This window comes from Burkholderia sp. BCC0097 (genome assembly GCF_902832985.1).
In the GTDB taxonomy this organism is placed as follows: Bacteria; Pseudomonadota; Gammaproteobacteria; order Burkholderiales; family Burkholderiaceae; genus Burkholderia; species Burkholderia orbicola.
On sequence record NZ_CADFDM010000001.1, the window covers coordinates 265,267 to 278,964 of the forward strand.

15 protein-coding genes and 1 pseudogene are annotated in these 13,698 nt (G+C 66.8%); 9 read left to right on the forward strand and 7 right to left on the reverse strand.

Annotated features, from left to right (window positions below; all coding sequences use genetic code 11):
* Positions 1–101: 101 nt before the first annotated feature.
* From HWX07_RS01110 to HWX07_RS01130, 5 genes and pseudogenes are all read left to right on the forward strand, one after another.
* A pseudogene (locus HWX07_RS01110) lies at positions 102–1,393 on the forward strand (glycine betaine/L-proline ABC transporter ATP-binding protein); the annotation flags it as partial.
* Complete coding sequence (gene choW / locus HWX07_RS01115) at positions 1,386–2,282, forward strand: choline ABC transporter permease subunit (RefSeq protein WP_175874829.1); 897 nt, start codon at positions 1,386–1,388, stop codon at positions 2,280–2,282. The pseudogene HWX07_RS01110 and the gene choW, both read left to right, overlap by 8 nt.
* Before the next feature lie 111 nt (positions 2,283–2,393).
* Positions 2,394–3,392 (forward strand): GlxA family transcriptional regulator, encoded by a 999-nt coding sequence (locus HWX07_RS01120; RefSeq protein WP_027808672.1) that lies wholly within the window; start codon positions 2,394–2,396, stop codon positions 3,390–3,392.
* Positions 3,393–3,496: 104 nt separating this feature from the next.
* A complete protein-coding gene (locus tag HWX07_RS01125) occupies positions 3,497–4,444 on the forward strand; it encodes a choline ABC transporter substrate-binding protein (protein ID WP_006480573.1) in 948 nt (315 codons plus the stop codon).
* Positions 4,445–4,738: 294 nt separating this feature from the next.
* A complete protein-coding gene (locus HWX07_RS01130; RefSeq protein WP_175874830.1) occupies positions 4,739–5,365 on the forward strand; it encodes a trimeric intracellular cation channel family protein in 627 nt (208 codons plus the stop codon).
* 9 nt (positions 5,366–5,374) lie between these two features.
* Here HWX07_RS01130 and HWX07_RS01135 read toward each other — a convergent pair whose 3' ends face one another.
* On the reverse strand, positions 5,375–5,800 hold the full coding sequence (locus HWX07_RS01135; protein WP_175874832.1) for a PACE efflux transporter: 426 nt from the start codon (positions 5,798–5,800) through the stop codon (positions 5,375–5,377).
* Positions 5,801–5,946: 146 nt separating this feature from the next.
* Between HWX07_RS01135 and HWX07_RS01140 the strand changes: the two genes are divergently transcribed.
* Positions 5,947–6,870, forward strand: a complete 924-nt coding sequence (locus HWX07_RS01140) for a LysR substrate-binding domain-containing protein (RefSeq protein ID WP_175874834.1) — start codon at positions 5,947–5,949, stop codon at positions 6,868–6,870.
* Positions 6,871–6,950: 80 nt separating this feature from the next.
* On the opposite strand, the gene HWX07_RS01145 is transcribed toward HWX07_RS01140, so the two are convergent.
* The 3 genes from HWX07_RS01145 to HWX07_RS01155 form a co-directional block, all read right to left on the reverse strand.
* Positions 6,951–8,099, reverse strand: a complete 1,149-nt coding sequence (locus HWX07_RS01145; protein ID WP_175874836.1) for an exo-alpha-sialidase — start codon at positions 8,097–8,099, stop codon at positions 6,951–6,953.
* A 73-nt stretch (positions 8,100–8,172) separates the two neighbouring features.
* Positions 8,173–8,442, reverse strand: a complete 270-nt coding sequence (locus HWX07_RS01150) for a MoaD/ThiS family protein (RefSeq protein ID WP_175874837.1) — start codon at positions 8,440–8,442, stop codon at positions 8,173–8,175.
* 116 nt (positions 8,443–8,558) lie between these two features.
* A complete protein-coding gene (locus HWX07_RS01155) occupies positions 8,559–9,248 on the reverse strand; it encodes an aspartyl/asparaginyl beta-hydroxylase domain-containing protein (RefSeq protein ID WP_175874839.1) in 690 nt (229 codons plus the stop codon).
* Positions 9,249–9,457: 209 nt separating this feature from the next.
* Between HWX07_RS01155 and HWX07_RS01160 the strand changes: the two genes are divergently transcribed.
* The gene (locus HWX07_RS01160; protein ID WP_175874841.1) at positions 9,458–9,802 is read left to right on the forward strand and encodes a DUF4148 domain-containing protein; all 345 of its coding nucleotides are present in this window, start codon (positions 9,458–9,460) and stop codon (positions 9,800–9,802) included.
* A 70-nt stretch (positions 9,803–9,872) separates the two neighbouring features.
* A complete protein-coding gene (locus tag HWX07_RS01165) occupies positions 9,873–10,148 on the forward strand; it encodes a DUF4148 domain-containing protein (RefSeq protein ID WP_175874843.1) in 276 nt (91 codons plus the stop codon).
* Positions 10,149–10,325: 177 nt separating this feature from the next.
* Here the strand turns inward: HWX07_RS01165 and HWX07_RS01170 are convergent, their stop codons facing one another.
* The 3 genes from HWX07_RS01170 to HWX07_RS01180 form a co-directional block, all read right to left on the reverse strand.
* Positions 10,326–10,853 carry a cytochrome b gene (locus tag HWX07_RS01170; RefSeq protein WP_175808412.1) on the reverse strand — a complete coding sequence of 176 codons (528 nt, stop codon included), beginning with the start codon at positions 10,851–10,853 and terminating at the stop codon, positions 10,326–10,328.
* 76 nt (positions 10,854–10,929) lie between these two features.
* Entirely contained in the window at positions 10,930–12,345 is a 1,416-nt protein-coding gene (locus HWX07_RS01175; protein WP_175874845.1) for an ATP-binding protein, read from the reverse strand.
* Complete coding sequence (locus HWX07_RS01180; protein ID WP_175808410.1) at positions 12,342–13,001, reverse strand: response regulator; 660 nt, start codon at positions 12,999–13,001, stop codon at positions 12,342–12,344. The genes HWX07_RS01175 and HWX07_RS01180 overlap by 4 nt, the downstream gene beginning before the upstream one ends.
* Before the next feature lie 296 nt (positions 13,002–13,297).
* Here HWX07_RS01180 and HWX07_RS01185 point away from each other — a divergent pair, with 296 nt between their 5' ends.
* Positions 13,298–13,648 (forward strand): hypothetical protein, encoded by a 351-nt coding sequence (locus HWX07_RS01185; protein WP_175808409.1) that lies wholly within the window; start codon positions 13,298–13,300, stop codon positions 13,646–13,648.
* Positions 13,649–13,698 lie beyond the last annotated feature (50 nt).

Here is a 13,698-nt window from a genome sequence, read left to right on the forward strand (position 1 = left end):
CGCGTTGCTGCGCACAAGGCCGCCGGGTGACGCCCGTCGTTGCTGGCCGTGCGCGTTTTGCGCCGCCGCAATCGGCTGCGCGGCCCGCCCGGCGGGGCTGCCGGCCGTGTCGTATTTGCGCAAGCGTTTGTCGTAATTCGTCGGCAGGTCGGGGTTTTTTCTGGCAACTATGTAGGCACGCTATGACAAGCGCGAGTCCCCGCTACACGAGGAGAAGGTTTCGATGGATGCCCCCAAGGTTGTGGTCGAAGGTCTGTGCAAGGTGTTTGGAAGTAATCCGCAGCAGGCGCTCGACATGCTCGCCGCCGGCGCGACGAAGGACGATGTGCTCAAGCGCACCGGCCAGGTCGTCGGCGTGCACAACGTCTCCTTCGATGTGCAGGAAGGCGAAATTTTCGTGCTGATGGGCCTGTCCGGCTCCGGCAAGTCCACGCTGATCCGCCTCGTGAACCGGCTGGTCGATCCGAGCGCCGGCAAGGTGCTGATCGACGGGCTCGACGTCGCGTCGGCGCGCCGCTCCGCGCTGACCGCGCTGCGCCGCAAGGACATGAGCATGGTGTTCCAGTCGTTCGCGCTGATGCCGCATCGCACCGTCGTGTCGAATGCCGCGTTCGGGCTCGAAGTCGGCGGCATGGGCAAGAAGGAGCGCGAGCGCCGTGCGATGGAAGTGCTCGAGCAGGTCGGCCTCGCGCCGTTCTCGCACAAGCTGCCGTCCGAGCTGTCGGGCGGCATGCAGCAGCGCGTCGGCCTTGCTCGCGCGCTGGCCGTGAACCCGTCGCTGATGATCATGGACGAGGCGTTTTCCGCACTCGATCCGCTCAAGCGCCGCGAAATGCAGGACGTGCTGCTGCAACTGCAGAAGGAGCAGCGCCGCACGATCATGTTCGTGTCGCACGATCTCGAGGAAGCACTGCGCATCGGCAACCGCATCGCGATCATGGAAGGTGGCCGCCTCGTGCAGGTCGGCACGCCGCAGGACATCATCGCGAACCCGGCCGACGATTACGTGCGCGCGTTCTTCGACGGCATCGACACCAGCCGCTACCTCACCGCCGGCGACCTGATGCAGACGGGCGCCGTGCCGCTCGTGTCGAAGTGCGATGCCGAGAACGTCGCGGCGTCGCTGAACGGCAGCGCCGAATACGCGTTCGTGCTCGATGCCGCACGCAAGATTCGCGGCTTCGTCACGCGCGAGGCGCTCGGCCAGGACACGCCGTCCGTGCGGCCGATCGAAAGCATCCGGCGCGATGCGTCGCTCGAGCATGTCGTCGCGCGCGTGGTCGCGAGCCCGAATGCACTGCCCGTCGTCGACGACGACGGCTGCTACTGCGGCTCGGTCGATCGCGCGCTCATCCTGAAGGCCATCACGCGTTCGCGAGGCTCCCATGTCTGAAATGATTCCGCTCGGTACCTGGGTCGACCAGTCCGTTCACTACCTGCTCGACCACGACGCGAAGACGTTCGACGCGATCGGTCAAGCGATCGAGGGGCTCGCGGCATTCGTCGAGCATGGCCTGCAGGCGATCCCGATGTGGCTGATGATGGCGATCTTCATCGGCGTCGGGCTGTGGCGGGTGGGCTGGCGCTTCGCGCTGTTCACCACGCTGTCGCTGCTGCTGATCTTCGCGACGGGCTTCTGGGATCAGACGGTCATCACGCTCGGTCTCACGCTGTCGTCGACCATCATCAGCCTCGTGCTCGGCATTCCGCTCGGCATCTGGGCCGCGAAGAGCAAGTGGGTCGCCGCGATCGTGCGCCCGATCCTCGACCTGATGCAGACGATGCCCGCGTTCGTCTACCTGATTCCGGCCGCGATGCTGTTCGGTCTCGGCCGCGTGCCGGGGATCCTGTCGACGGTGATCTTCGCGATGCCGCCCGCGGTGCGTCTCACGAGCCTCGGCATCCGTCACGTGAACCGCGAGATCGTCGAAGCCGGCCAGGCGTTCGGCTGCACGCCGTGGCAGCTGCTGTACAAGGTGCAGTTCCCGAACGCGCTGCCGTCGATCATGCAGGGCGTGAACCAGACGATCATGATGGCGCTGTCGATGGTGATCATCGCGTCGATGGTCGGCGCGGGCGGCCTCGGCAACGACGTGCTCGCGAGTATCCAGCGCCTCGACATCGGCCTCGGTTTCGAAAGCGGTCTGTCGGTCGTGCTGCTCGCGATCATTCTGGATCGCATCACGGAGAGCTTCGGCCGCGCGCCGGGCACCGTGAAGGCGCCGCTGTTCTCCGGCCTCAAGCAGCTCTTTCGCGTGAAGACTGCGCCCGCACGGGCCTGATCTTCGGCGGCCGGGAACGCCCTGGTCGATCACCCTGAATGAATAGATAACGGCTCCCGCGGTTTCCGCCGCGGGGCTGGCCTCCCGCAACCTCCTCGCCAGGAGACCGATGTGACGTCCGCCGTCGCTGTCGCGCCCGCCGCCTGCGTTTCACCGGTTTCGTCCCTCGCCCATTTCGGCTTCCTGACGCTGCCGAACTTCTCGATGATCGCGTTCTCGAGCGCGGTCGAAGTGCTTCGGATGGCGAATTACGTCGGGCGGGCGGATCACTACAAGTGGTCGATCTACTCGCTCGACGGCGCGCCCGCGCATGCCAGCAACGGCATCGCGGTGCGGCCCACGCAGGCGCTCGACTACGACAACCTGCCCGACGTGATGATCGTGTGCGGCGGCATCCGCATCCGCGACGTGGTCGACGAGGGCGCGCGCGATACGCTCGCGGCGCTCGCCGAACGCGGTCTGCCGCTCGGCGGCATCTGCACGGGTGCCTATGCGCTGATGTCGAGCGGGCTGCTCGACGGCTATCGCTGCACCGTGCACTGGGAGAACCTGTCCGCGCTGCATTCCGAATTTCCGCGAGTGGGCTTCGCCGACGAGCTGTTCGTCGTCGATCGCGACCGGCTGACCTGCACGGGCGGCACCGCGCCGCTCGACCTGATGCTGAACCTCGTCGGCATGCGGTTTGGCCAGCAACTGGCCGCGCAGGTATCCGAGCAGTTCATCCTGGAGCGCATTCGCAGCTCGACCGATACGCAGCCGATTCCGGTCGATGCGCGGGTCGGCTTCTCGCGCGCGGAGCTGATCGAGGTCGTGCGGCTGATGGAGGCGAACATCGAGGAGCCGCTGTCGCTCGAGGAACTCGCGCGGCTCGTGCGGTTGTCGCAGCGCCATCTGCAGCGCATGTTCAAGGTGTACCTGAACGTATCGCCGACCCATTATTACCTGACGCTGCGCCTGAAACGCGCACGCGACCTGCTGCGCACGACCGACGCATCGATCGCACGCGTGACGACGGTCTGCGGCTTTCATTCGCCGTGTCATTTCAGCAAGGCATACCGCGCGCAGTTCGGCCATGCGCCGAGCTACGAGCGCCGGCTGCCGGGGCGCTGAGCCTCGGCAATCCGTCGGTACGCGACGTCGCCGGGATCGCGGCGCGCGGCTTCAATAAACGATCCCGCATTCAAGCAAACGACATCACTTTGAGGAGAAGCAAGATGAAGCGCCTATTGATCGCAGCGGTGTGCGGGATCGGGGTGACCGCGCCGATGTCGGCCGTTTATGCGGCCGATCCGCCCGTATGCAAGAACGTGCGCTTCGCCGATGTCGGCTGGTCCGACATCGCGGCGACCACGGGCCTCGCATCGACGATGCTGCAGGGGCTCGGCTACAACCCGACGAAGACGATCGCCTCGGTGCCGATCACGTTCGCGGGGATCAAGAGCAAGCAGATCGACGTGTTCCTCGGCTACTGGTCGCCGACGATGGACCCGATCATCCAGCCGTTCACGAAGGCCGGCACGATCAAGGTGCTCGCGACGCCCAACCTGACCGGCGCGAAATACACGCTCGCGGTGCCCGACTACGTTTACCAGGGCGGCCTGAAGTCGTTCGCGGACATCCAGAAGTACGCGGACAAGCTGAACGGCAAGATCTACGGGATCGAGCCGGGCAACGACGGCAATGCGCTGATCAAGAAGATGATCGACGGCAACCAGTTCGGCCTCGGCAAGTTCAAGCTGGTCGAGTCGAGCGAGGCCGGGATGCTGGTCGAGGTAAATCGCGCGGCCCGCGACAAGCAGTGGATCGTGTTCCTCGGCTGGGAACCGCATCCGATGAACGTGCAGATGAAGATCGACTACCTGACTGGCGGCGACGACGTGTTCGGCCCGAACTACGGCGAAGCGAAGGTGCTGACGGCAACCCCGCCCGACTACGCGCAACGCTGCCCGAACGTCGCGAAGTTCGTGTCGAACCTGCAGTTCACGACGTCGATCGAGAACCACGTGATGGTGCCGATCATGAACAAGCAGGACCCGAACAAGGCCGCCGCCGACTGGCTGAAGGCGAACCCGCAAGCGCTCGACAAGTGGCTGGCCGGCGTGACGACGCTCGACGGCAAGCCGGGCCTGCCGGCGGTGAAGGCGTATCTCGGCGTGCATTGAGCGTGACCTGTCGGGCTTGGCGGCTGCGGCCCGAAGCCCGACGTGAATGTTGAGCCGGCGTAAGCGGGGTGACCTGCTTGCGCCGGCTTTTTGCTGCGTGCTTCGCGCTTCACCCGACGGTCGCCGGACGATGCGCTAGACTGCTCGATCCCCGATCGAGGAGACGACGATGACCCGCAACCCGCTTGATGCATTCGGACGGCGACACGCAGCCGGCACGCGGCCGAACAACCCGTCGGCTTCGATCGGCGCACGCAACAACCGGACGATGCTTCACATCGGCCATTCACTCGCATGAAGCGCATCGAGCAAGTCGTGCTCGCCGCCGATCTCGCGGGCACGGCGGTGTTCGCGATCGAGGGCGCCAATGCGGCGATCGGCGCCGGCCTCGACCTGTTCGGGGTGATGGTGCTGTCGCTCGTCGTCGCGCTCGGCGGGGGCGTGATTCGCGACCTGCTGATCGGCGCGCGGCCGCCGAGCGCCGTGAGCGACTGGCGTTATCCGGCGCTCGCGTTCGCCGCCGGGCTGTTCGCATTCGTGTTTCATGTGCGGGTCGCGTCGTTCTCGCCGTCGCTGCTGACGACGCTCGATGCGGCCGGCCTCGCGCTGTTCGCGGTAGCGGGCGCGGTGAAGGCGCTCGAATTCCGCGTCCATCCGTTCATTGCAACGCTGATGGGCGCCGTGACCGGCTGTGGGGGCGGCGTGGTGCGCGATGTGCTGCTCGCGCGGATACCGGTCGTGCTGGTCACCGACATCTATGCGAGCGCGGCGCTGCTCGGCGCGGTCGTCGTCGTGCTGTGCCGGCGACTCGGTTGCCCGCCCGTCGTCGCGGCCGTGCTCGGCGGCATCGCATGCTTTGCGCTGCGGATGGCGGCGGTCCGCTTCGGCTGGCAGTTGCCGAAAATCGCCGCTGGGGCGTAGGCGCCCGGCTTACGACTGCTTCGTCGCCGCAGGCACGTCGAACACGCGGTCGAACGCCCACTGGAACACGAACGCGTAGCAGAAGAAGAACGCGAACAGCCCGATATCGACGACGAACGCATCGAACCACGAGATGTCGAGCCACCCCGACACGACCGGCACGAGGATGAAGATCAGTCCGCCCTCGAATCCGATTGCGTGCAGGAGCCGCCGCCCGAGCGTACGCTTCGGCTGTCGGCGCGACGCTTCCCAGCGCTCGAACAGCGCGTTGAAGATCAGGTTCCACAGCATCGCGATCGCCGACATCGTCGCCGACAGCGCGCCTGAATAGACGAGATCCTGCTTGAAGATCGCCGCGATCACGGGCGAGATGCAGGAAATGGCGATCGCTTCGTAGAGCACCGCCTGCGTGATCCTGCGCGGTAGGCCTTGCACGGGTTCCTCCGGTTCGAGGGCAACCGTCGCGGCGGCATGCCGCGACGTCCCGCAAGGCTAGCCGCGTTGCGCACCCGCTTCAATTCACCTAATCTCACCCCGATTGAATCGAATTCAACCCGGCCGCATCCGGTCCGCGAGGCCCCGTGTTCTCGAAAATTCCCCTGACTGCATTGCGTGTATTCGAATCGTCGGCGCGGCTCGGCACCTTCAAGGCCGCGGCCGATGAACTCTCCGTGACGCCGGCCGCCGTGTCGCACCAGATCAAGTCGCTCGAAAGCCGCGTCGGCGTGCTGCTGTTCGAGCGCGGCGCGGGCGGCGTGCGGCTGACGGAAGAAGGCGAGCAGCTGTTTCGCGCGAGTCACGATGCGTTGCTGGTGTTGAGCCGCGGGCTCGATGCGGTGCGTCCGGACGCGGCCGGCGAGCGCTCGCTCGTGCTGACCACGACGCCGGCGTTTGCGGCGATGTGGCTGATTCCGCGTCTCGGCGCGTTTCGTCGTGTCGATCCGCACTTGCACATCAAGGTCGAAACGGGCAACGCGCTCGTCGATCTCGAACGCGATGCCCGAATCGATCTCGCGATTCGGGCGACGTCGCGAAAGTTTTCCGCGCTGCACGAGATCGCGTTGATCGACGAGTATTTCGGTGCGTATGCGGCCGCCGGGTTCGACGCGCATCGCACCGACGAACCGCTCGACCTGATCGAGACCGTGTGGGATACGCCGCTGCCGGTGTCGATCGACTGGGCGTCGTGGTGTCGTGCGGCGGGCCGGCAAGCGTGGCTCGAACGCGCGGTGTTTCGCCATTACGACGACGAGCATTACGCGTTGCAGGCCGTGCTGCACGGACAGGGTATCGCGCTGCTCAGCTCGGTGCTGGCCGCCGAGCATGTCGAGCGCGGTGCGTTGATGCCGATCGAGCCCGCGGTGCGGCTCGACGGCGCGCGCTTCGTCGCGCTGTGCCGGCCGGGGCGGGAGCGCGAGCCGCAGGTCAGGCGGTTTCTCGACTGGCTCGAAGCGGAAATTGCACGGACCCGTGCGGCGGTCGAGCGGATAGTGCCGGCTGCGTGAAGCGTCGCTCGGTTACGTCGGCGCGCGAATTCCGTTCCGCACGCCTGGATGGTTGCGTTTCGTTCGGTGTCCGCACGTGATTATCCGAAGCGCACGCAATACACCGGCGGCAAATGCGCCGATACCTGTTGCCAGTGCTCGCCGCCATCGGCGGACGTCCATAGCCCGCCGGTCGTCGACGCCATCGCGAGGCGCGTGCCTGAATCGTCCACCGCGAGCCCATGCCGGTATACGAGGTCGTACGCGGGTGCGGCCGGCAACCCGTTCGACAGGCTTTCGAAACTGCGGCCGCCATCGCGCGTGCGCGTGACGACGAACCGGCCGTTCACCGGAATCCGGCACGCGTCCTTCACGGCCGGCACGAACCATGCGGTATCCGGTTCGTGCGGATGCACGGCCACCGCGAAACCGAAGCTCGACGGCTCGGCTTCGATCCGCCGCCAGTGTTCGCCGCTGTCCGTCGAGCGGAAGATCGCGCAATGATGCTGCGTCCACAGCACGTCGGGGTTGGCCGCGCACTGCACGACGCGGTGCGGGTCCTGCATGTTGGGCTCGCCGCGCCGCTCGGGCGGCATGTAGTCGGCCTCCATGCCTTCCGCGGTCACGCGCCATGTCACGCCGCCGTCCGCGGTCTGCCAGACGCCGCCGCACGAGATGCCGACGATGACGTGCCGGCTGTCGCGCGGATCGACCATCACCGAATGGATGCCCGGCGCGTCGTACCCGCCGCCGCCCCATTCGGCGCGTTCGGGGCGATCCCACAGCGCGCGGTTGAGGACCCACGAATCGCCGTGGTCGGCGGAGCGGAACAGGCCGCCGGGAATCGTGCCGGCCCACAGCACGCCAGGTTCGTCCGCGCCGCCGGCTTCGAGCGACCAGATTTGCTGAAGCGTCCACGGCGGTTGCGGCGATCCGGCAGGTGCGTCGCCGGGGTCGCCGCCGCCTGCATGCGTGTCGGCGCGGGCGGGCGACGCGTCGGCGGGCTGCGGCGGATAAACCGGGACTGCACATTCCTCCCAGTCGGTGGCGCCGGCGCGCAGGCGATGCAGCTTCACGCCGAAATGGCCGAGATTGAGCGCCGCATACAGCGTGCCGTCGCGCGGGTCGGCGAGCGCCATGCTGACGGGCTCGCCGATGAAATGCGGTTCGCCGGGCGTCCAGCCGCCATGACCGTCGGATTGCAGGACGAACAGGCCCTTGCGGGTGGCGACGAGCAGTCGATCGTTCATGCGCAATGTCTCCTGATGGTCCGCCTTGGTGCGACGGCGCTTGGTATGGGGCTGTGCTCGTGCATCGGTCCCTTTATCCGCCGGTCAGCGCCTGCACGACATACACGCGGCTCGTGTCGCCAAGCGCATCGGACAGGCGCTGCCGGTCGCGGATCGGCTGGCCGTCGATGAACACCGACAGGTGCTTTCGCAGCGCGCCCTGGTCGTCGACGATGTAGCCGCGCAGCCGCGGCTGCTCGTTGAAAATGGTGTCGAATGCCTCGCCGACCGTATGCGCGTCGACGTCGCGCTCGGGCGTTTCGACGTGCCGCTGGATCGACGCGGCGAAGAAGAGGTGCGCCATGGCGGTAGCTGGCAGGAGCCGCACAAAGGGACGGCTTGTAGTTTAGGCGATCCGGCGGGTGTCGAAAGGCGGAACGGAGCGGCCGCATCCGATGGTACTTGCATGGCCGATGGCGGCTAAACCGGAATCGACCGCCCTCTGATCCGGATGCCGAGCCGCACGGCCCCGATCACCGCATTCGACAGCCACATGAGCCCGCGCGGCATCCCGCGCCGGCGGATATCGAGCAGCAGCACGATCCGCACGGCATCGCTGTCGTTCCACACCTCGTGCGTGAACGTGTCGTCCCACAGCAGGAAGCGGCCTTCGTCGAGCCGGTATTCGTGTCCGTCGACTTTCAGCACGGCGGCCGGTGTGCCGTCCGCGCGCTTCGGCATCGACAGTACGAGATAACCGCGCAGGATGCCGCGAAACGGCCCGCGATGCGGCGGGATGTGCTTGCCGGGCGCGAGGAACGACAGCGACGCGGACAGCACGTCCGGCGACGTCGCGACGAGCGAGGCGACGGTCGGGCAGCGCGACAGGTTGCGCGGAAACGGCTGGCCGTACGCCTGCATGATGAACATGCGCCAGTCGCGTGCATCGTTGGCCGAGATGTCGTACTGCTCGCGCATGATTTCGTGAAAGCGCGGGATGCGCGGCATGTCGCGTGCGACGTCGAGCGCCTCCGCGCGGATCGCGGGCCACGCGCGCACGAAACGCTCGGCATCCGGGAATGTCGACGCGTCGAGCACCGCACCGCTGTCGATATGGCGGTCGTACAGCGTGCGCAGCAGGGCGGCTGCATGGTCGTAAGCGGCGGACATGTCGATCGATGGGCGGCCCGGATGAAGTGGTGGTCAGTCTGCCCGAAGCACGGCGGGCATTGCGTTACGTCAGGTTACGCCGGCTGACGAATGAATGACAGTTCGATGAACGTTCGGCAGGCGCGCATGGAAAGGCGGGAATAAACCCGGCCCCTCCGTCGTCATACGGGTGTAGCACGTCGTCTCATTGACTGATGAAGGAGTGGAGCATGAACACGCACTGGCTGGTAGCCGCCACGGTGGCGGCGATTTCTCTCGCAGGTGTCGCGACGCAAGCGTCGGCACAGGCGCTCACGCGCGAACAGGTCCGGCAGGAACTGATCGATGCACAAAACAACGGGCTGCGCTTCGTGACCGATACGTCGTATCCGGACGTGAGCCCGCTGTTCCAGCAGCAGGCCGAGCGGATGCCGCAACGACAGGCCAGCATGGCGGTCGGCAGCGATCCGGCCGTGTCGTCCGACGCGGGCAAGCCGGCGGCAATGTCGCCGCGTCCAGGCGCCGCCGCATGCGTCGGCCCCGCGAGCTTCTGCACGATCTATTTCGGAAGCTGATTCACCGCCTGCATCCGCAGGTCACGCCTATCCCGTGGTTGATCGATACGTCACATTGAAGGAGTTCATGATGAAAACATATATCGCACTACTGACGATGATCGGGGCGATCGTCGGTCAGTCGGCATTCGCGCAATCGGCCGCGCCGCTGACGCGTGCGCAGGTTCGCGACGAACTGATGCGTCTCGAAGCGGCCGGGTACGACCCGGCAAAGGGCGACGACGGCGAGTATCCGGCCGATATCCAGGCCGCGGAAGCGAAGCTCGCCGAGCAGGACCGGGCGCGGATGGCGGCGTCGGTCGCGCATGCGCCGGCTTCCGGCATGCCGGCGCCAACCAGCAACTAGGTGCCGACATGATCGTGTGTGAAGTCTGGCCGTCGTGTTCGCGAGATGGCAAACCGCATGTCCTTCGCGCCACGCGAGGTGGCCGAAGGGCGCCGGCCGCGATACCGCTCATTGCACGCCGATTCGCGCGGCGTCGCGATCAGTTCGTCGACCGGTCGCGATGAGCCTGCGCGGTGTTCACCAAGGCATCATGCGCTGCACGACCTGATCGCGCAGCACGAAGCGGTGCAGCAGCGCGGCCGCCACGTGCAGGCAGATGCCGGCGAACAGGACCCACGCGAGGATGCCGTGCACGTCGCCCATCGCGTGACCGAATCCGGAGCCGGCCGCCGACAGCGCCGGCAACGGAATGACGCCGACCAGCGTCACGGCCCACGCGCGCGACGATGCGTTGATCCAGCCGAGCAGCGGCACGACGATCAGCAGCGCGTAGAGCGCGCCATGCGTGACGCTCGACAGCGCGCGCATCGCGGGCGACAGGTCGCTGGCGGGCGGCCGGTGCGTCGCACGCCACAGCACGCGGCACGCCATCGCCGCGAGCAACGCCGTGCCGACGATCAGGTGCGCGGCGATCAGGCCGACCGGTTGCGTGTCGCGATGCACGTCGGGCATCGTCCAGCCGATCGCGTATTGCGCGACGACCAGCGCCACGATCAACCAGTGAAGAAAACGCGCAACGGCGTCATAACGGGCGGGTGTGGACATGGAGGCTCCTGACGGGAGGCGGGTGAAAGGGGACGGGTTTGGGGGCGGATTCTACGGTCGAATCCTTAACGAAACGTTAAGCGCATGGCGTCGAGCCACCAGAATCCGCCGACGGCAGCGTGACGGCCACGCCGAGCCCCTCGCCGCCGATACCGGACGCGAACCGCACGGTGCCGCCGAAATACTGCGCAATGCGGGTGACGATCGACAACCCGAGCCCGCTGCCGGGCGACTGCGCGCCGCTGCCGCGATAGAAGCGATCGCCGAGCCGTTCGTGCTCGCCAGGTGCGACGCCAGGCCCGTCGTCGCGTACGACGATGCGTTGCAGCGCGCCGTCGTCGTGCACGCCGAGCTCGACGCGCCCGCGGCGGCGGCCGTACTTGACGGCGTTGTCGACGAGATTGTCGAGCAGGATGCCGATCAGGATCGGATCTGCATGGATCGCGCGTGTCGAGAGTTCGCCGGCGACGATGGCGATGTCCTTGTCGGCGGCCTTCGCCAGATGGCGGTCGATGGCCGCATCGACGAGTTCACGCACGACGACCGCGCGCGTCGGAATGCGTTCGTACTCGTCGAGCCGCGCGAGCAGCAGCAACTGTTCGGCAAGCCGCGCGCTGCGGTCGACGCCTTGTACGACGCGCTGCATCGCCAGTTGCTTGGCCGTCGGATCGTCGGTCGCGATCGCGACCTGGGCCTGCACCTTGATCGCGGCGAGCGGCGTCTTGAGTTCGTGCGCGGCGTCCGACGTGAACGCGCGCTCGCGCACGATCGATTGCCGCAGCCTCGCCAGCAGGCGGTCGATCGCGTCGACCAGCGTGCGCACTTCGTCCGGGACGGTCGCGATGCCGAGCGGTTCGAGCGATCGCGCATCGCGCGTGCCGATCAGCGTGGAGAGTGTCTTCAACGGCGCGAGACTGCGTCCGATCGTGACCCAGAGCAGCAGCGCGAGCACCGGCAGCGCGACGATCAGCGGCAGGACGATGCCGTGTGCGATACCGGTCGCCAGATCGCTGCGCGTATTGAGGGTCTCCATCACGCGCACGCGGCGCCCCGACGTGTTGTCACGCAGCGCGTACGTGCGCCACTGCGTGCCGCCGATCACGATCGTCAGCGGCGCGCCGCGCGGGTCACGCGCATCGGGCACCCCTGCCGCGGCGGCGGGAAGGCTCGATGCGACGACGTTGCCTTGCGCGTCGCGCACGTCGAACAGCACGTCGCGCGGCAAGCGGTCGCCGTCGTTGTTCGACCCGTATCCCGACGCGCCGAACCCGAGTTCGACGCGGGCATCGGGCGGCACGCGGGCAAGGCGGTCGAGATCGGCCGGTGCGAGATCGACCAACAGCGACGCGGTTTCGGCGAGGCGGGCATCCTCCCATTCGCCGATCTCGCGCGTCGCGTAGCGGATGCCGCCGAACACGGCGACGAGCCAGACGACGGTCACGCAGCCGATCGCCATCAGCGACGCGCGGCGTCGTATCGATCGCGCGATCATGGGAGGTCGACGACGTAGCCGATGCCACGGACGGTGCGGATCAGTTCCGCGCCGAGCTTCTTGCGCAGGTTCGAAACATGAACCTCGATCGCGTTGCTTTCGATGCCTTCCTGCCATCCGTACAGGCTGTCCTCGAGACGCGCGCGCGACTGCGGCATGCCCAGGTGGCTGACGAGCTGAACGAGGATTGCCCATTCGCGCGAGGTGAGCGCGATGCGCGACGCATCGCGCGTCACCGTATGCGCGGTCAGGTCGATCGTGATGTCTCGCCATACGATTTCGTCGCCGGTGCGACCTTGCGAGCGCCGCACGAGCGCGCGGCAACGGGCGAGCACTTCGGACAGTTCGAACGGTTTCGCGAGATAGTCGTCGGCGCCGTCGTCGAGGCCGCGGACCCGGTCGGCGACGGTGCCGCGTGCGGTCAGCACCAGCACGGGGACCGTATCGCCCGCGTCGCGCAGCGCGCGCAGCAGTTCCGTGCCCGATTTGCCGGGGAGGCCGAGATCGAGCACGACGAGCGCGAAGCGCGTCGTCGCGAGCGCGGCGGCGGCCGCGTGACCGTCGCGCAACCAGTCGACGTGATAGCCGGCCTGGCCCAGGCTGATCTCGAGGCCGCTGCCGATCAGGTCGTCGTCTTCAACAAGGAGGAGTCGCATGGTTGATTCGTTTGCACAGGCGTCTGCGATTGTACGAGCGTGACTGTGCGCACCGTGAAACGGATTGTAATTGCGCTGCCTCAAATGTCGGTCGATTCTGAAGAACGCTTAAGGTTCGACGCCGGCAATCCCGCTACCATCGGCCACAACATTTCTCGGGTAGTTTTCCGCTTCCCCTGATCCCGAACCGGGGCAGGCACGTCCGGCACGAGCCGGATGCACCTGCTCGTCACTCCGCGACCCTTTCGATCGGCATACGGTCGATGCATGTCGCCCGTACGGGAGGTTCATTCCTGATGGCACCGTCGACGATCGAGCAATGGCGCGCCCACCTGCTGGTCGCCGCACTGGCCGGCATGTTCATCCAGTGTGTCGTATTGGTTTCGCTGCTTGCATGGCGCGTACCCGAAGCATTTTTCACGACGACGACGTTTCGCGCGTGGATCGTCGTCGCGCTCGTCACCGCGATCCTGTCGATCCGTAAGCTCGCCGGCGAGGCGTTCAAGGCCGCGGCGGCATGCGGTTGCGTGCGCATGACCGGAATCGATCGACGCACGATAGTTGTGTCATCTGATTGCGCGTACCGTTGGCTGGTCGTCCTTCATATCCGGCTCAACGGGAACCGATACGGCGGCGTGCACGGGTGAGCCCGCGCGCGCGGCCGTTTCCGGCTGTTGCGGCCGTACGGGCACCACTG

What these genes read in the sequence shown, in the direction of transcription:
- HWX07_RS01180 (WP_175808410.1), bottom strand. Translation starts at nt 13,001, where the DNA reads ATGCGACTCCTCCTTGTTGAAGACGACGACCTGATCGGCAGCGGCCTC.
- HWX07_RS01165 (WP_175874843.1), top strand. Translation starts at nt 9,873, where the DNA reads ATGAAAACATATATCGCACTACTGACGATGATCGGGGCGATCGTCGGT.
- HWX07_RS01160 (WP_175874841.1), top strand. Translation starts at nt 9,458, where the DNA reads ATGAACACGCACTGGCTGGTAGCCGCCACGGTGGCGGCGATTTCTCTC.
- HWX07_RS01150 (WP_175874837.1), bottom strand. Translation starts at nt 8,442, where the DNA reads ATGGCGCACCTCTTCTTCGCCGCGTCGATCCAGCGGCACGTCGAAACG.
- HWX07_RS01155 (WP_175874839.1), bottom strand. Translation starts at nt 9,248, where the DNA reads ATGTCCGCCGCTTACGACCATGCAGCCGCCCTGCTGCGCACGCTGTAC.
- choW (WP_175874829.1), top strand. Translation starts at nt 1,386, where the DNA reads ATGTCTGAAATGATTCCGCTCGGTACCTGGGTCGACCAGTCCGTTCAC.
- HWX07_RS01170 (WP_175808412.1), bottom strand. Translation starts at nt 10,853, where the DNA reads ATGTCCACACCCGCCCGTTATGACGCCGTTGCGCGTTTTCTTCACTGG.
- HWX07_RS01145 (WP_175874836.1), bottom strand. Translation starts at nt 8,099, where the DNA reads ATGAACGATCGACTGCTCGTCGCCACCCGCAAGGGCCTGTTCGTCCTG.
- HWX07_RS01175 (WP_175874845.1), bottom strand. Translation starts at nt 12,345, where the DNA reads ATGATCGCGCGATCGATACGACGCCGCGCGTCGCTGATGGCGATCGGC.
- HWX07_RS01185 (WP_175808409.1), top strand. Translation starts at nt 13,298, where the DNA reads ATGGCACCGTCGACGATCGAGCAATGGCGCGCCCACCTGCTGGTCGCC.
- HWX07_RS01125 (WP_006480573.1), top strand. Translation starts at nt 3,497, where the DNA reads ATGAAGCGCCTATTGATCGCAGCGGTGTGCGGGATCGGGGTGACCGCG.
- HWX07_RS01130 (WP_175874830.1), top strand. Translation starts at nt 4,739, where the DNA reads ATGAAGCGCATCGAGCAAGTCGTGCTCGCCGCCGATCTCGCGGGCACG.